At 59.2% G+C, this 16,127-nt stretch carries 16 protein-coding genes; 8 read left to right on the top strand and 8 right to left on the bottom strand.

Going from position 1 to position 16,127, the window contains the following annotated elements:
• The first annotated feature begins 54 nt into the window (after positions 1-54).
• Positions 55-714: a biotin transporter BioY gene (locus tag I6E51_RS08280; RefSeq protein ID WP_197109943.1), complete on the top strand. Its 660-nt coding sequence runs from the start codon at positions 55-57 to the stop codon at positions 712-714.
• On the opposite strand, the gene I6E51_RS08275 is transcribed toward I6E51_RS08280, so the two are convergent.
• From I6E51_RS08275 to sufB, 5 genes are read right to left on the bottom strand one after another with little or no spacing between them, the layout of a single operon-like run.
• Positions 711-1,040, bottom strand: a complete 330-nt coding sequence (locus I6E51_RS08275) for a metal-sulfur cluster assembly factor (RefSeq protein ID WP_100388990.1) — start codon at positions 1,038-1,040, stop codon at positions 711-713. The two genes, I6E51_RS08280 and I6E51_RS08275, sit on opposite strands and share 4 nt — an antisense overlap.
• 4 nt (positions 1,041-1,044) lie before the next feature.
• A complete protein-coding gene (gene sufC / locus I6E51_RS08270) occupies positions 1,045-1,809 on the bottom strand; it encodes a Fe-S cluster assembly ATPase SufC (RefSeq protein WP_197109942.1) in 765 nt (254 codons plus the stop codon).
• A 35-nt stretch (positions 1,810-1,844) separates the two neighbouring features.
• A complete protein-coding gene (locus I6E51_RS08265) occupies positions 1,845-2,180 on the bottom strand; it encodes a non-heme iron oxygenase ferredoxin subunit (RefSeq protein ID WP_197105636.1) in 336 nt (111 codons plus the stop codon).
• On the bottom strand, positions 2,177-3,364 hold the full coding sequence (sufD, locus tag I6E51_RS08260; protein WP_197109941.1) for a Fe-S cluster assembly protein SufD: 1,188 nt from the start codon (positions 3,362-3,364) through the stop codon (positions 2,177-2,179). Before sufD ends, I6E51_RS08265 begins: the two co-directional genes overlap by 4 nt.
• Positions 3,365-4,783 (bottom strand): Fe-S cluster assembly protein SufB, encoded by a 1,419-nt coding sequence (gene sufB / locus I6E51_RS08255; protein WP_197105638.1) that lies wholly within the window; start codon positions 4,781-4,783, stop codon positions 3,365-3,367.
• A gap of 305 nt (positions 4,784-5,088) precedes the next feature.
• Here sufB and I6E51_RS08250 point away from each other — a divergent pair, with 305 nt between their 5' ends.
• Positions 5,089-5,964: a COX15/CtaA family protein gene (locus tag I6E51_RS08250; protein ID WP_307783871.1), complete on the top strand. Its 876-nt coding sequence runs from the start codon at positions 5,089-5,091 to the stop codon at positions 5,962-5,964.
• Positions 5,965-5,997: 33 nt separating this feature from the next.
• Here I6E51_RS08250 and I6E51_RS08245 read toward each other — a convergent pair whose 3' ends face one another.
• Positions 5,998-6,918, bottom strand: coding sequence for a heme o synthase (locus tag I6E51_RS08245; protein WP_197105640.1), 921 nt, complete (start codon positions 6,916-6,918; stop codon positions 5,998-6,000).
• Between the two features lie 235 nt (positions 6,919-7,153).
• On the opposite strand from I6E51_RS08245, the gene tkt reads away from it, so the two are divergent.
• From tkt to pgl, 6 genes are read left to right on the top strand one after another with little or no spacing between them, the layout of a single operon-like run.
• Positions 7,154-9,247: a transketolase gene (gene tkt, locus I6E51_RS08240; RefSeq protein ID WP_197105641.1), complete on the top strand. Its 2,094-nt coding sequence runs from the start codon at positions 7,154-7,156 to the stop codon at positions 9,245-9,247.
• Positions 9,248-9,271: 24 nt separating this feature from the next.
• Positions 9,272-10,384, top strand: coding sequence for a transaldolase (tal, locus tag I6E51_RS08235; protein ID WP_197109940.1), 1,113 nt, complete (start codon positions 9,272-9,274; stop codon positions 10,382-10,384).
• Positions 10,381-11,979, top strand: a complete 1,599-nt coding sequence (locus I6E51_RS08230; RefSeq protein WP_197109939.1) for a glucose-6-phosphate isomerase — start codon at positions 10,381-10,383, stop codon at positions 11,977-11,979. The genes tal and I6E51_RS08230 overlap by 4 nt, the downstream gene beginning before the upstream one ends.
• A gap of 35 nt (positions 11,980-12,014) precedes the next feature.
• Complete coding sequence (gene zwf, locus I6E51_RS08225; RefSeq protein ID WP_197105644.1) at positions 12,015-13,556, top strand: glucose-6-phosphate dehydrogenase; 1,542 nt, start codon at positions 12,015-12,017, stop codon at positions 13,554-13,556.
• Positions 13,553-14,527 (top strand): glucose-6-phosphate dehydrogenase assembly protein OpcA, encoded by a 975-nt coding sequence (locus I6E51_RS08220; RefSeq protein ID WP_197105645.1) that lies wholly within the window; start codon positions 13,553-13,555, stop codon positions 14,525-14,527. Before zwf ends, I6E51_RS08220 begins: the two co-directional genes overlap by 4 nt.
• The gene (gene pgl / locus I6E51_RS08215) at positions 14,524-15,327 is read left to right on the top strand and encodes a 6-phosphogluconolactonase (RefSeq protein WP_197105646.1); all 804 of its coding nucleotides are present in this window, start codon (positions 14,524-14,526) and stop codon (positions 15,325-15,327) included. Before I6E51_RS08220 ends, pgl begins: the two co-directional genes overlap by 4 nt.
• Positions 15,328-15,444: 117 nt before the next feature.
• Here pgl and I6E51_RS08210 read toward each other — a convergent pair whose 3' ends face one another.
• Positions 15,445-15,810, bottom strand: a complete 366-nt coding sequence (locus tag I6E51_RS08210) for an RNA polymerase-binding protein RbpA (RefSeq protein WP_197105647.1) — start codon at positions 15,808-15,810, stop codon at positions 15,445-15,447.
• A 32-nt stretch (positions 15,811-15,842) separates the two neighbouring features.
• The gene (gene secG, locus I6E51_RS08205) at positions 15,843-16,091 is read right to left on the bottom strand and encodes a preprotein translocase subunit SecG (protein WP_197105648.1); all 249 of its coding nucleotides are present in this window, start codon (positions 16,089-16,091) and stop codon (positions 15,843-15,845) included.
• Positions 16,092-16,127 lie beyond the last annotated feature (36 nt).

Here is a 16,127-nt window from a genome sequence, read left to right as displayed (position 1 = left end):
TACCATCCACTGCGCAGTGCAGTTCGGAGATTAGAAAGGCAAGAGGCTGCCATCGTGAGCATCGCTACTCGATTGTTCAAGCCAACTATTGTTGATCTCATCTTCGGGCCGAACTGGGCCGCGAGCGTCATCTACGTTGTGGCTGGAGCGGGGCTCACTGCGCTGGCTGCGCAGTTCGTGATTCCTCTGTACCCAGTTCCGATTACTGGTCAGACACTCGCCGTCATGATCGTAGGACTCTCATTGGGGGCAACTCGGGCAGCCCTGGCGATGGTGCTCTACGCCGTGCTTGGCGCGCTGGGGCTCCCGGTTTTTAGTGACGCTGGCGGAGGGCTTGACGTACTGACGGGCACCGGAGGCGGCTACATCATCGGTTACATCGTTGGCGCCTGGCTGATGGGTGCGCTTGCCGAGCGGCGCTGGGATCGAACATTCTGGAAGACAACAGCAGCTGCAGCTCTGGGAGCGGCGGCCATTTACGCAATGGGACTGCTGGGGTTGGCGCGCGCGCTGTCTCGTCTGGGCCGCGAGTACACCGTGCCGGACCTCGTCGATATCGGGGTCACACCGTTTCTAGTCGGCGCAGCAATCAAAGTGGTCCTCGCTGCAACCTTGCTCTCCTACGCATGGAGAAAAGCTCTGCAACACGATTCCCGTGCTGCAGAGCCGAACCAACAAGTTCCGGAATCTGCGAGGCGCAGAAGCCTACGCTAGATCGAGAAGCCGAGAGCCCGCATCATGTCGCGACCATCGTCAGTAATCTTCTCTGGACCCCACGGGGGCATCCAGACCCAGTTGATGCGAAATGCCTCTACGACATTGTCGAGCGACTGTGCAATCTGCTCTTCGATAACGTCGGTCAACGGGCAACCCGCGGACGTGAGCGTCATGCTGATGATCAGTGCGTTGTTCTCGGGATCCCAGCTGAGGTCGTAGATGAGTCCGAGGTCGACAATGTTGACCCCAAGCTCAGGGTCTACAACATCTTTGAGAGCCTCTTCGACCTCGTCGAAAAGGGCGGGCGCCAAAACAGTAGACATACGCCTACGCTACGCTCGTGTCGGTCAAAAATCGATCATAACCTTCGTTTTCAAGGCGATCTGCAAGCTCGGGTCCGCCCTGTTCAGCAACGCGACCATCAACAAAGACGTGAACGAAGTCGGGCTTGATGTAACGAAGGATACGCGTGTAGTGAGTGATCAACAGCAGCCCGAGACCCGTTGCTTCCTGCGCGCGATTAACACCCTCGGACACAATCTTGAGGGCGTCGACGTCAAGGCCGGAGTCTGTCTCGTCGAGAACTGCGAAGCCTGGCTTGAGCAGTTCAAGCTGGAGGATCTCGTTGCGCTTCTTCTCGCCACCGGAGAAGCCTTCGTTGACATTGCGGTCGGAGAAAGTTTTGTCCATACGCAGTGCCTTCATCGCACCGTTGACTTCCTTGATCCAGGGGCGAAGCGCCGGAGCTTCGCCAGCAAGAGCGGTCTTCGCTGTGCGCAGGAAGTCAGCGACCTTGACACCGGGAATCTCAACCGGGTACTGCATCGCGAGGAAGAGACCTGCGCGAGCGCGCTCGTCGATGCTCATGTCGAGCACCTCAACACCATCGAGCGTGATGGAACCACTTTCGACGTGGTACTTGGGGTGACCCGCAATTGTGTAGGCAAGCGTGGACTTGCCCGAACCGTTAGGGCCCATGATGGCGTGAGTTTCGCCCTGCTTGATCTCAAGGTTGACGCCCTTGAGGATCTGCTTCGTGCCCTGCTCGGTTTCGACGCTGACGTGCAGGTCCTTGACTGACAATACTGACATTATTTCTTTCCTTAATGGTCTCGTATGGAGAGCTATTAGCTCTCGATGGCGACGGTGTCCTCGGGATCGATGTGGACCCCTCCGTCGTCGTCGATCTTCACTACAAAGACCGGTACAGGTTCATAGGCGGGCAAACTCAAGGGCTTACCGGTGTCGAGCGAAAAGAGTGAGCCGTGGGCCCAGCACTCGATGGCTCCGTCTTCGACGAAACCTTCCGCAAGCGAAATGTCGCCGTGAGTGCACGTGTCACCGATGGCATGGACCGTGCCGGCAGAGTCTTTTACGACACAGATAGCTGTGCCCTCAAGCTCTACGCGGTAGGCCTTGTTGGGTTCAAGTTCGTCCACGCCACACACGCGCTGAGCGGTCACGAGATGGTTCCTTCCAGCTCCGCCTCAATGGCGGTGTGAAGGCGGGCTTCGAGCTGCTCATCGCCGACCTTCTGAACGATCTCAGAGAGGAAGCCGATCACGACGAGGCGTCGTGCTTCTGACTCGGAGATACCGCGAGCCTGCAGGTAGAACAACTGCTCATCATCGAAACGGCCGGTTGCGCTAGCGTGGCCGGCACCCTGGATGTCGCCAGTCTCAATCTCAAGGTTCGGGATCGAGTCAGCGCGCGTTCCCTCGGTCAAAACGAGGTTGCGGTTCTGTTCGTAGCTATCGGTGCCGGCAGCGTGAGGGCCGATGAGGACGTCTCCGACCCATACGGTGCGCGCTCCGGTGCCCTGAAGGGCACCCTTGTAGCTGACGCGACCACGAGTTTGGGCCGCTTCATGGTGAAGGTAAACACGCTGCTCGAGGTGTTGTCCCGCATCCGCAAAATAGAGACCGTAGAGTTCGCCGTCGGCGCCTTCGCCTGACAAGTGCACCGAAGGGTTGACGCGAACAACCTTGCCGCCAAGCGACACGATCGTGTGCTTGAGCGTGGCTGAGCGTCCGACCTGTACGAAATGACTCGCGAGATGGATAGCGTCGTCTGCCCAGTCCTGAACACTGACAAAGTTCAGCGTTGCGCCTTCCTCAACAACGACCTCAACGTTCTCGCTGAGAAGTGCGGAGCCAGTGGACTCCACAATGACGGTGCCGTTGCTGTGTGGGCGCGCGGTAATCACGATGTGGCCGGCGCGTGCAGCGCTGCCCAACTCTGAGCGAGAGATTCGCACGGTTGAGTGCTCTTCACCCGTAATGGTGATGGCGAGGGCCTGCTCGAAGTTGGTCCACGCATTGGCGGAGGCACGCTCTTCTGGCGCGCCTGCCGAAGCAATGCGCGCGTCGTCACGCGCTACCCACTCGACACTGATGCCCTCAGGGGCCTCGGTGTCGATCGCGTAGGGAGCGCCGTCAAGTGCGTCGTCAAGGAGCGGTTTGATGAGCTTCACTGGCGTGAGCTTCCACTCCGCTTCTAGCCCGTTGACGGGAGCGAAATCGGTGTGTTCGAAAGACTGAGGGCGTGCTGAGCGAGTCTGAACGGGAACGAAGCCTTTTTCGCTTGCGTCCCATCCACCGTCGCTGTGAGCCGTGAGTCCGTGCTGTTCTGGTGTAACGACGGTCATTTAGCCGACGGATCCTTCCATGCTCAGTTCAATGAGCTTATTGAGTTCGAAGGCGTACTCCATGGGCAGTTCGCGCGCGATGGGTTCGATGAAGCCACGCACGATCATCGCCATCGCCTCATCTTCTTCCATGCCGCGCGACTGGAGGTAGAAGAGCTGCTCAGCGCTGACCTTGGAAACCGTTGCTTCATGGCCAAGCTGAACGTCATCCACTCGAATGTCAATCGACGGATACGTATCAGAGCGCGAAATAGTGTCGACCAACAGCGCATCACAGCGAACAGTGTTTGCTGAGTGATGGGCCTTCTCGTCAACGCGGACTTCTCCACGATAACCAGCACGACCACCACCGCGCGCCACAGACTTCGAGACGATCGAGGATGTCGTGTACGGCGCCATGTGGATCATCTTGGCTCCGGCGTCTTGGTGCTGGCCGGGGCCTGCGAAGGCCACCGAAAGGGTTTCGCCCTTTGCGTGCTCCCCCACCAGGTAGATCGACGGGTACTTCATCGTGACCTTGGAACCGATGTTGCCATCGATCCACTCCATGGTTGCGCCTTCGTGAGCGATAGCGCGCTTGGTGACGAGGTTGTACACGTTGTTTGACCAGTTTTGAATCGTCGTGTAGCGAACGCGAGCGTCCTTCTTCACGATGATCTCAACGACGGCCGAGTGAAGCGAGTCCGACTTGTAGATCGGAGCCGTGCAGCCCTCAATGTAGTGAACGTACGAACCTTCATCAGCGATGATCAGCGTGCGCTCGAACTGGCCCATGTTCTCCGTGTTGATACGGAAGTAGGCCTGAAGCGGGATCTCAACGTGGACGCCCTTGGGCACGTAAACGAAGGAGCCACCCGACCACACGGCGGTGTTCAGCGCAGCGAACTTGTTGTCGCCGGCGGGAATCACAGTGCCGAAGTACTCGTCAAAGAACTCGGGGTGCTCGCGCAGCGCCGTGTCAGTGTCCATGAAGATGACGCCCTTGGCTTCAAGTTCGGCGTTGATCGAGTGGAAAACAACCTCGGACTCATACTGTGCAGCAACGCCCGAAACCAGACGGTTGCGTTCTGCCTCCGGAATACCCAGCTTCTCGTAGGTATCGCGAATATCTGCGGGAAGGTCCTCCCACGTCTGCGCCTGCTTTTCAGTGGAGCGCACAAAGTATTTGATGTTGTCGAAGTCGATGCCCGACAAGTCGGCGCCCCACTTCGGCATCGGTTTGCGCCCGAAGAGCTCAAGGCCCTTGAGCCGCAATTTGAGCATAGATTCAGGCTCGTTCTTAAGCGTAGAGATGTCGCGAACGACCTCTTCGTTGATGCCCCGTCGCGCAGAGGCTCCCGCAACGTCGGAGTCAGCCCAGCCAAACTCATACTGGCCCATGCCATTGAGTTCCGGACGATCGATCAGCACGTCGGACATTGGTACCTCTTTTCCTGCCCCTATCAACCAAGGTGGCTGCGTTGGCATTCCTTCGCACAGCACTTTGCCGGGAATATTTAGTGGGGCCGCGTGCGCTGTGTCACAACACTGCGCGGGCGAACTTAGACTGAAACAGGACGAGCGAAAGATTCTCTCGCTGTCAACATTGACTTCCCGGCGTGGGCTGTGTTCCTGAACGCAATCCATTCTACAGGCAGAAGCCCGAAATAACAGGAGGTACGGCCGTGAACGCCGTCATCGCACGATTGCCCCAATCTGTAGACACTCGAGTGAGAATTTTTGCAGTGGCGACGCTAGTCATCCAAATACTGATCGTGGCGACGGGCGGGGCCGTTCGATTGACTGGTTCTGGCCTCGGTTGCCCTACTTGGCCGCTGTGCACCGACGCATCTCTCGTGGCAACCCCGGAGATGGGGCTGCACGGCGCTATCGAATTCGGCAATCGACTGCTATCGATCATCGTGGGGTTCGTCGCCATCCTGATGGTTCTTATGGTGCTGCGAATCCGCCGTGAACGTCGCGACCTGATGTCGCTCGCCCTTCTGATCCTCGGCGGTACCGTTCTTCAGGGACTCATCGGTGGGCTTTCCGTGCGCGTTCAGCTCGACCCCAGCATCGTAGGCGTTCACTACGCGATCTCAGCGATCCTTGTCGCGGTGAGCGCGGCCCTCGTCTATCGAGTCTGGACCGGGCTTCGTGGGACCCAGAGTGAAGTGTCGCGCCCCATCACGATCGTGACCCATGTGACGAGCCTCTTCGTCGCGTTGACGATCGTTGCCGGTATTCTCACGACCGGTGCTGGTCCGCACGCGGGCGACGATGGCACGGCGCGCAATGGTTTGGATGCGGGCATCCTGCAACACGTCCACAGCTGGCCGGGCTATGTGCTTCTCGCCACGACTCTCGCGTTGGTGATTCTGCTCGCCAAGGGCGGCCACCGTCGAATCCTTGACTTCGCAGTGATTCTGCTCGTGCTCGAAGTCGTTCAGGCCACAATCGGAATCATTCAGTCCCGTAGTGGACTGCCGATCCTTCTGGTCGGTAGCCACATGGTTATTGCTTGTGCAATTGCGGCCGCTATGACGGCCGTAGTGCTCTCGCTGCGCCCCAGCGTTACGCAGCGAGCGGCAGCCGACGAGAAGTCTTTCGCCACAACGTAGCCCGCGAGGTGCGACCCGGTGTTGCTGTGTCTGCTAGAACGGCAGCAGCGGGTCGATGCCCACCGCGAGGAATACGAGCGTCAGATAGCTGATCGAGCTGTGGAATACGCGCATAGCTTTGACGTCTCCATGACGGATCGCCGTCGAGTACAAACGGTGAGATTCGATAATGAACCAGGCGCCGCTCAGGCTCGCTACGAGCGTGTAGACGATGCCCATGTCAGCAACCGGTACAAGAAGCAACGAGCACGCGACGGTTGCCCAGGCGTACAAGATCACCTGGAGTCCGACAGCGGCGCGGCCACGAACGACAGCGAGCATGGGAACGCCAACAGATTGGTACTCAGCCCGGTACTTCATTGACAACGGCCAGTAGTGCGGCGGCGTCCAAAGGAAGACAACGGCGAACAAGATCCACGCTGCCCACGAGAGATCATTGGTGACGGCAGCCCAGCCAATAAGCACGGGCATGCAACCGGCGATGCCACCCCAAATGATGTTCTGGGGTGTACGACGCTTCAAAAGAAGCGTGTAGATGAAAACGTAGAAGAGGATCGCGAACAGCGACAGCGCTGCTGCAAGCCAGTTCGTGAGCAACCCGAGCCACACAACCGAGCCGACTCCGCTGATCCACGCGAACAAGAGAGCCTCGCGGTCGCTGAGCTCGCCTGTCACGAGAGGTCGGTTCTTGGTGCGGGCCATCACGCGGTCGATATCGCGGTCGATGTAGCAATTGAAGGCATTAGCCGAGGATGCGCTGAGAATTCCACCGACCAAGGTGGCCAAAACCAGCCACAGATTAGGGATTCCGCCAGCGGCGAGCACCATAACGGGCACCGTGGTGACGAGCAGAAGCTCGATGACCCGCGGTTTCGTGAGAGCAACGTAAGCGCGAATCTTGCGAAGGATGCCAATGCGTTGCTGCTGCGTGGGGGCTTCTAAAGTGACATCCATACCTACGATTCTAAACCGCATAACAAAAACTGCTGACCGTCACCGTAGCAAGGGAGCGATCATCTACTGGGTTCCCTATACTTGGGGTGCCCGCCTGTCGGTGGCATGCTCGCGCGCACCACCAGTGCACTACGGCAAAACCACTGACCGAGCCAACGAAGGCGTGTGGCGGGTCGTTCATGTGCCCTAGCCGTTTCTGGCTAGGCACTTCGCTTGCAGAAGGGTCATTATTCTCATGGCAGCTTTTCAATGGGATCACATCGACAACAAAGCGGTAGACACCGCTCGAATTCTGGCGGCAGATGCTGTTGAGAAGGTAGGTAACGGTCACCCCGGTACCGCGATGAGTTTGGCGCCTGCAGCGTACTTGCTCTTTCAGAAGGTGATGCGTCGCGATCCGAGCGACGATCAGTGGATTGGCCGCGACCGGTTCATTCTCTCGGTGGGCCACAGCTCATTGACTCAGTACGTTCAGTTGTACCTCGCGGGGTACGGGCTTGAACTCGACGACCTCAAGGCTCTACGCACGTGGGGCTCGCTCACTCCGGGGCACCCCGAGTACGGGCACACCAAGGGTGTAGAAATCACCACGGGCCCTCTCGGGCAAGGAATCGCATCGTCTGTCGGCTTCGCTTACGCAGCACGGTACGAGCGTGGACTATTTGACCCTGAGGCTGAAGCAGGCACGAGCCCCTTCGATCACTTCGTTTATGTCATTGCCGGTGATGGCGACCTTCAAGAAGGCGTATCAGCAGAAGCTTCGTCCCTCGCGGGACACCAGAAGCTCGGCAACCTCATTGCGATCTACGACAGCAACCAGATCTCTATCGAAGACGACACCAACATCGCCTTCACCGAAGACGTTAAGATGCGCTACGAGGCCTACAACTGGCACGTACAGGTCGTCGACTGGAAGAAGACCGGCGAATACGTCGAAGACGTCGAGGCGCTCAACGCCGCGATCGAAGACGCCAAGTCCGTCACCGACCAGCCTTCGCTCATCATTCTGCGCACCATTATCGGCTGGCCAGCCCCCAGCAAGCAGAACACCGGAAAGATCCACGGATCCGCTCTGGGCGCTGAAGAACTTGCTGGCACTAAGAAGGCTCTCGGCTTTGATCCCGAACAGAGCTTCGTCGTCGACGACGACGTTATTTCTCACACGCGTCAAGCTATCGACCGTGGCAAGCAACAGCGCGCTGAGTGGACAGAATCCTTCGACAAGTGGGCTGCGGCAAACCCCGAGCGCAAGACTCTGCTCGACCGTGTTCTCTCTGGTGCATTGCCTGAGGGCGTCGAAGAAGCACTCCCCCAGTTCGAAGCAGGCAAAGACGTCTCGACTCGTGCGGCAAGCGGCAAGGTACTCGGCGCTATTGGTGCCATCATGCCCGAGCTGTGGGGTGGCTCTGCCGACCTCGCCGAATCGAACCTCACCACCATCGCCGGGGCGAAATCCTTCGTGCCGAGCGAGCACTCCACCGGCGAGTGGAGCGGAAACGAGTACGGCCGCGTACTCCACTTCGGTATCCGCGAGCACGCCATGGGCGCGATTATCAACGGCATCGTTCTTCACGGAAACACTCGTGCTTTCGGCGGAACGTTCCTGATCTTCAGCGACTACATGCGTCCTGCTGTTCGACTGGCCGCTCTCATGGGTGTGCCGTCGATCTTTGTCTGGACTCACGACTCGATCGCCCTCGGCGAAGACGGTCCTACTCACCAGCCGATCGAGCAGCTTGCTAGCTTGCGCATGATTCCTGGCATGGACGTAGTTCGCCCAGCCGACGCCAACGAGACCGCTTGGGCCTGGAAGACCATCCTTGAGCGTCGTAACGGCCCAGCGGGTATCGCCCTCACCCGTCAAAACGTGCCCACATTCGATCGTGGGGATGCCGACGCGTCTGGCGAGACCTTCGCTTCCGCTGCGAACGTAGCCAAGGGAGCTTACGTGCTCGCTGAAGCGCCGAACGGAACTCCGGACGTAATCCTGATTGCCACCGGTTCTGAAGTGCAGCTCGCTGTGGAAGCGCGCGAGACGCTCAAGGCTGACGGAATCAATGCGCGCGTCGTATCCGCTCCTAGCCTTGAGTGGTTCGCCGAGCAGACCGCGGAATACCGCGAGTCCGTTTTGCCTTCTACTGTGCGTGCACGCGTATCGGTTGAAGCAGGAGTATCCACTGGATGGCGCGAGTACGTTGGCGACGCAGGTCGCAGCATCTCGATCGATCACTTTGGAGCATCCGCCGACTACAAGACTCTTTTCCGTGAGTTTGGAATCACCACCGAGGCCGTTGTGGCCGCTGCACGCGATTCTCTGGACGCCGTCTAGGCGCCCCAGATAAGGAGACAAGAAATGACTAACGAAACACCCACCGCAGCGCTCTCGGGCGTCGGCGTAAGCATCTGGCTCGACGACCTCTCGCGTGAGCGAATCAACTCGGGTGGACTCCAGTCGCTCATTGCTTCACGCAACGTTGTTGGCGTCACGACTAACCCCACGATCTTTGCCACGGCGTTGGCAAAGGGCGAGGCCTACGACGAGCAGGTCGCTGCTCTGGCGGCCAAGGGCACGAGCGTCACTGATGCTGTGTTCGAGATCACGACCGATGATGTTGCTGCCGCCAGCGACATTTTCCGCGCCGTATATGACGCAACTGACGGCCGCGATGGTCGAGTCTCGATCGAGGTTGAACCTGGACTGGCTCATGATGCCGCTGGCACGATTGCTCAGGCTCAGCAGCTCTGGGCGAAGGTTGCCCGCGAGAACGCAATGATCAAGATTCCCGCGACCGTTGAGGGCCTTGAGGCCATCACTGCAACGATCGCAGCCGGAATCAGCGTCAACGTCACCTTGATCTTTAGCTTGGCGCGTCACCGCGAAGTTATCGAGGCTTACCTCACTGGTTTGGAGAAGGCGAAGGCTGCCGGCCACGACCTTTCGAAGATTCACTCGGTCGCGTCGTTCTTCGTCTCCCGCGTCGACACCGAGATCGACAAGCGTCTTGACGCGATCGGCACCGATGACGCCAAGGCTCTCAAGAGCAAGGCCGGTATTGCAAACGCTCGTCTTGCGTACCAGGTCTACGAGAACGCCTTCGCTACGGAGCGCGCTCAGGCTCTCATTGCCGCTGGCGCAAACAAGCAGCGTCCGCTGTGGGCTTCCACCGGTGTGAAGGACCCGAGCCTGCCCGACACGCTCTACGTCACGGAGCTTGCCGTTGGCGAGACGGTGAACACGATGCCGGAGAAGACGCTTGAAGCGACCTTCGACCACGGCGTAATCGAGGGCGAGCAGGTCACGGCTCACTACGACGCGGCAAACTTCACTCTCGACGCACTCTCCGCACTCGGAATCTCGTATGACGAGGTGACCGCGCTGCTCGAAAAGGAGGGCGTTGAGAAGTTCATCGTGTCCTGGAACGAGCTGCTCGACACCGTGTCAGCTGCTCTTGAGGCCGCGAAATGAGTGTGAAGCTTGCAGTATCCGGTGCGGCGGCAGAAGCCGTCGACCGCATCGTTCCGCAGCTCGTCAATGATCTAGTTGCAAGCCGCATCACTGGCGGCGACGCAACTCTCTGGGGCCCTGCGGCCGAAGAAGAGTCGGCGAAGCGCCTGGGCTGGGTCGAAGCTGTTTCCGTCGGTCGGCCGATGATCGAGGACATCTACGCTCTGCGCGACAAACTGCGCGCCGACGGCGTGGATCACTTTGTCCTCGGCGGTATGGGCGGTTCGTCGCTTGCCCCTGAGGTCATTACTCGCACGTACGGAGTTGAACTCACAGTTCTCGACTCGACAGACCCCGCACAGGTGCAGGCTGCCCTCGCGGATCGTCTTCAGTCGACGGCCGTCGTCATCTCGTCCAAGTCGGGCTCTACGCTCGAGACTGATTCCCAGAAACGCATCTACGAAAAGTTCTTCACGGATGCCGGAATCGACCCACGGGAGCGCATCGTAATCGTCACCGATCCCGGTTCGCCGATGGATGTCGCGGCTCGCGCTGCGGGATACCGCGTGTTCAACGCTGATCCCAACGTCGGCGGCCGTTACTCGGCGCTCACCGCCTTCGGACTCGTTCCGTCTGGACTGGCTGGTGTCGATCTGACCGAGCTTCTCGACGAGGCCGAAGCCGTCATGGTTGAGCTTGCTGTCGACAACGAGAGCAACCCTGGCCTCGTGCTTGGCGCTGCGATTGCAGGAACTGACCCGCTGAAAAACAAGCTCGGCATCGTGACCGACGGAACCCACATCCTCGGCTTTGGAGATTGGGCTGAGCAGCTCATCGCTGAGTCGACGGGAAAGCTCGGCAAGGGACTTCTTCCCGTTGTCCTGCGCACTGACTCCCCCGAGGTCACGGAAGGTTTGGATGACCTCCAAATCGTTCGACTCGTCGGAGACTGGGACGACACCAAAGAGGTAGCAGAGGGCGAGATTGAAATCGCTGGTTCGCTCGGTGGACAGTTGCTGCTCTGGGAGTACGCCACTGTCGTCGCTGGTCGCCTTCTCGGCATCAACCCCTTTGATCAGCCCGATGTTGAGGCTGCAAAGAACGCAGCGCGGGAACTCATTGATAACCCGACTCCTCAGCAGGCGCCTGCCTTCTCGGTTGGCGACATCGAGGTTCGGGGCACCGAGGGCGTGGTGGCTGATAGCAGCGACCTCGCCGGAGTTGTGTCTTCGCTTCTGTCCTACCTCGATGACGACGGTTACGTCGCCATTCAGGTCTACGCCGACCGCACTGGCTACCCGGAACTTTCGGAACTTCGAGAGAAGACTGCGGCGCGCGCCAAGCGCCCAGTCACTTTCGGTTGGGGACCCCGGTTCCTGCACTCCACTGGTCAGTTCCACAAGGGCGGGCCTGCAATTGGTGTGTTCCTTCAAATCATTGTGGTCGAAGAATCTGATCTGCAGATTCCCGACCGTCCATTCACGTTTGGACAGCTCATCCGCGCTCAGGCTGCCGGTGACGCTAGCGTGCTTGCTGAGCACGGCCGCCCCGTCTTGAGCCTCACGGTATCGAACCCGAAGGTGTCGTTGCCGCAGGTTCTCGACGCGATCGGATAGCTGCAGCACGTACGTGCCGCACGTAGAGGAGAAGTATGTCCCCCGTTGACATCAGTGCTGAATTCAATCCCCTGCGGTTGAGTTCTGACCGCAGGCTTAACCGTATTGCTGGTCCGAGCGCTCTGGTCATTTTTGGCGTAACCGGCGACTTGTCGCGCAAGAAGCTCATGCCGGCTGTCTATGACCTCGCCAACCGGGGGCTACTTCCCCCAGGCTTCGCACTCGTCGGCTTTGCTCGACGAGACTGGGAAGACCAAGACTTCGAGAAAGTCGTTCACGACGCTGTCAAACAGTACGCTCGCACGCCTTTTGACGAGGATGTGTGGAAGCAGCTGGCTCAAGGCATTCGCTTCGTGCAGGGTGAGTTTGATGATGCCGCTGCCTTCGAACGCCTGAAGGACACACTCTCCGACTTGGATAGTGAGCGAGGCACGATGGGCAACCACGCGTTCTATCTTTCGATCCCTCCGAAGTCATTCCCGCAGGTAACGGAGCAGCTCCGTAACTCCGGGCTCGCAGAACAACGCGACGGGCAGTGGAGTCGCGTTGTCATCGAGAAGCCATTCGGTAGCGATCTCACGACGGCTCGCGAGCTCAATGACGTCGTTGAATCGGTATTCCCTCCCGACAGTGTGTTTCGCATCGATCACTATCTGGGCAAAGAGACCGTTCAGAACATCCTCGCGTTGCGCTTTGCCAATCAGCTCTTTGAGCCGATCTGGAACTCCAACCACGTCGATCATGTTCAGATCACGATGGCAGAGGACATCGGAGTTGGGGGCCGGGCCGGGTACTACGACGGAATCGGCGCAGCTCGCGACGTCATCCAGAATCACCTCCTTCAGCTTCTCGCCCTCACGGCGATGGAAGAACCTGTTTCTTTTGACGCCGCGGATCTGCGCGCCGAAAAGGAGAAGGTACTTTCGGCGGTTCGCCTTCCTGACAATCTTGGCGAGCACACCGCGCGCGGGCAGTATGCCGGCGGTTGGCAAGGTGGCGAAAAGATCACCGGTTTCCTCGAAGAAGACGGGATGAATCCCGAATCCGAGACAGAAACCTACGCAGCGATTCGCCTCGACATTGGCACGCGTCGATGGTCAGGCGTTCCGTTCTACCTCCGCGCTGGAAAGCGTCTCGGACGACGGGTCACCGAAATTGCCGTCGTCTTCAAGCGCGCTCCGCAGTATCTCTTTGAAGAGAGCCGCACTTCGGCGCTGGGGCAAAACGCTCTCGTAATCCGTGTACAGCCCGATGAGGGCGTCACGATTCGCTTCGGATCGAAAGTTCCCGGCGCCGAAATGCATGTGCGCGACGTCACAATGGACTTCGGCTACGGCCACGCGTTCACCGAGGCCAGCCCCGAAGCTTACGAGCGACTCATCCTCGATGTGTTGCTTGGCGATCCGCCGCTGTTCCCCCGTCACGAAGAGGTAGAGCTTAGCTGGAAGATTCTCGATCCCATTGAAGAGTTCTGGGCAACGCAAGGCGCACCGGAGCAGTACCGTCCAGGCACGTGGGGTCCCAAATCTGCCGACGACCTCATGGAACGCGATGGACGAGTCTGGAGACGACCATGATTGTTGATCTGCCCAACACCACAACCGCGAAAATCTCGAAAGCGCTCGTGCGCATTCGAGAGGATGGCGGTGCGGTCGCGTTAGGTCGCGTGCTCACGCTCATCATTGCGACCGAGTTCGGCAACGAAGAAGAAGCAATTGAAGCGGCAAACGACGCCTCGCGTGAACACCCGATGCGTGTACTGGTTGTGTCGACGAGCAGCGCGTCATCCGCTCGTGACGACGACGCTCGCGTTGATGCTCAGATTCGTGTTGGCGGAGACGCCGGTGCGAGCGAGGTAATCGTTGTCACCGCCCACGGAGATGCCGCACTCGACCAAGAGAGCCTCGTCACTGGATTGCTCCTGCCCGATGCTCCCGTCGTCGCGTGGTGGCCCGGTGAAGGCCCTGCTAGTGCCTCACAGTCACCAATCGGTCGTATTGCACAGCGCCGCATCACCGATGCGGCTGCCAGCACCAACCCGCTGGATGCGATGCACCGCATGTGCAAGACCTACGTACCTGGTGACACAGACTTCGCGTGGACCAGACTTACGCTGTGGCGCGCGCAGCTTGCCGCTGTGCTGGATCAGCCTCCGTACGAGGCCATCACCGCCGTCACCGTCAGTGGCGCCGCCGATTCCGCCTCCACGATGCTGCTCGCAGCCTGGTTGCAGATGCAGCTCAAAGTGAAGGTCACGCTGCACGTCGCTGAGGGCTCGCCTGTTCCCACCGGCATCCACGCCGTCATCCTTGAGCGAGCATCGGGCACGATCACGCTCGAGCGCAACATGGCCAACATCGCAACGTTGACACAGCCAGACCAGCCCGTGCACGACATTTCGCTGCCACGGCGCAGTCTTCGCGACTGCCTGGCGGAAGAACTCCGCCGCCTCGACCCTGACAGCCTCTTTGGTGACGTGGTTCGTCACGGTGTCAGCGAGATCACTGGGGTTCAGATCAACAACTCTACGAAGGCGAAGAGCGAATGAGTAACGAACGTCGTGCGATAGTCCACACCGATAAAGCGAAGCTGGCGAAAGCTGTTGCTGCGCGCTTTCTCTCGAAAGTCCCCCACTTCATCGCCGAGTTCGATGAAGCAACCGTGGTTCTTACCGGTGGAAGTATGGGGATAGCAGTTCTCGAAGCCATCAATAAGTCGTCCAAACGCGACGGTGTTGACTGGTCACGCGTTAACTTCTGGTGGGGCGATGAGCGTTGGCTGCCTGCCGGCGATCCCGAGCGCAACGATGTGCAGGCGCGCGCTGCTCTGCTCGATCACATCCCCGTCGACCCCAGCCGTGTCCACGCCGTTGCGGCATCCGACTCGGGTCTCACTCTGGATGACGCGGCTCAGGCTTATGCCAACGACCTGGCAGCTCACTCCGCACGTAACGGCAAGTACCCGAACTTCGACATCGTCTTCCTCGGGGTCGGCCCGGACGGTCACATTGCTTCGCTCTTTCCGGAGCGTGAAGGCATCCGTGAAACCGAGCGAACCGTTATTGCTGTGCGCAACTCCCCCAAGCCCCCTGATGAACGAGTTAGCCTCACGCTGCCGGTGATCAACTCTTCAGTTCGAATCTGGGCAGTCGTTGCCGGAAGCGATAAAGCGTCCGCGTTGGGACTCACTCTGGCCGGTGCCAGCTACAACGAGGTTCCCGCAGCGGGCCTTGAAGGCCGTCGCAAAACCTTGTTCTTTGTCGATTCCGACGCCGCAGCCCAAGTTCCGGCATCGTTGATCGATCCTGGGCAGTTCTGGACCAGCGCAGACTCCACGGACGAGCACTAAACCTCAGATGCGGTTTTAACGAACAGAGGCCCCAACCGATTCGGTTGGGGCCTCTGTTCTTAGGCTTGTGTCGACCGCACTATGCGATGTTAAAAGACCACGCTGACAGCGATCGTGCTATTCCGCGGTAGCCGTGCCACGACGGGTTCGAAGCTGCAGAAGAGCCTCATCGAGGAGCTCAGTCGCTTCGTCATCGCTGCGACGCTCTTTGACGTAGGCAAGATGGGTTTTGTATGGCTCCAGTTTCGAAGCCGACGGCGGGTTCTCCTTGTCGCGGCCCGCGGGAAGACCGGACGACGGGCAATCAATCGTCGCGGGGATTTCGTCGTCGGGAACGTTCGCCGAGAACGACCTTACGGTTTCGTTCCCGAGAGCGTCCCAGTACGAGATCTGCACGCGTTCAGCGTGAAAACCACGATCTTGTTCCCCCATCGGGCCCGAGCCAACGCGCGACCCACGAATTGCACTTCCGCCTGCTGCCACTGTGTTCCTTCGTTTGCTAAAGCTGGAGGTTCTTAAGCGCCGTTGTATTTGGTGATGAGACCGAGTACGACGATGCAACTGATCCATACGACGCCCAGGATCACAGTGATGCGGTTCAGGTTGCGTTCTGCAACACCGGAAGCACCCAGATTGGACGTGGTTCCCCCGCCGAACATGTCGGAGAGACCTCCACCGCGTCCGCGGTGAAGAAGGATGAGAAGTGTGAGCAGCAAGCTCGTAATGCCGAGCAATACCTGCAGCACAACTTGGAGAATTTCCACAAAGAACCTTTCGAACAGGCCGTTCCGGCCTCGAAC

This window comes from Salinibacterium sp. NSLL17 (assembly GCF_015864935.1).
GTDB lineage: Bacteria > Actinomycetota > Actinomycetes > Actinomycetales > Microbacteriaceae > Rhodoglobus.
Note: the sequence above shows the minus strand (reverse complement) of the source record. Positions and strands in the feature narration are given on the sequence as shown.

Coding starts and splice junctions, on each gene's coding strand:
- I6E51_RS08275 (WP_100388990.1), bottom strand. CDS start 1,040: ATGTCTACTGTTTTGGCGCCCGCCCTTTTCGACGAGGTCGAAGAGGCT.
- sufC (WP_197109942.1), bottom strand. CDS start 1,809: ATGTCAGTATTGTCAGTCAAGGACCTGCACGTCAGCGTCGAAACCGAG.
- sufD (WP_197109941.1), bottom strand. CDS start 3,364: ATGACCGTCGTTACACCAGAACAGCACGGACTCACGGCTCACAGCGAC.
- sufB (WP_197105638.1), bottom strand. CDS start 4,783: ATGTCCGACGTGCTGATCGATCGTCCGGAACTCAATGGCATGGGCCAG.
- I6E51_RS08245 (WP_197105640.1), bottom strand. CDS start 6,918: ATGGATGTCACTTTAGAAGCCCCCACGCAGCAGCAACGCATTGGCATC.
- tkt (WP_197105641.1), top strand. CDS start 7,154: ATGGCAGCTTTTCAATGGGATCACATCGACAACAAAGCGGTAGACACC.
- tal (WP_197109940.1), top strand. CDS start 9,272: ATGACTAACGAAACACCCACCGCAGCGCTCTCGGGCGTCGGCGTAAGC.
- I6E51_RS08230 (WP_197109939.1), top strand. CDS start 10,381: ATGAGTGTGAAGCTTGCAGTATCCGGTGCGGCGGCAGAAGCCGTCGAC.
- zwf (WP_197105644.1), top strand. CDS start 12,015: ATGTCCCCCGTTGACATCAGTGCTGAATTCAATCCCCTGCGGTTGAGT.
- I6E51_RS08220 (WP_197105645.1), top strand. CDS start 13,553: ATGATTGTTGATCTGCCCAACACCACAACCGCGAAAATCTCGAAAGCG.
- pgl (WP_197105646.1), top strand. CDS start 14,524: ATGAGTAACGAACGTCGTGCGATAGTCCACACCGATAAAGCGAAGCTG.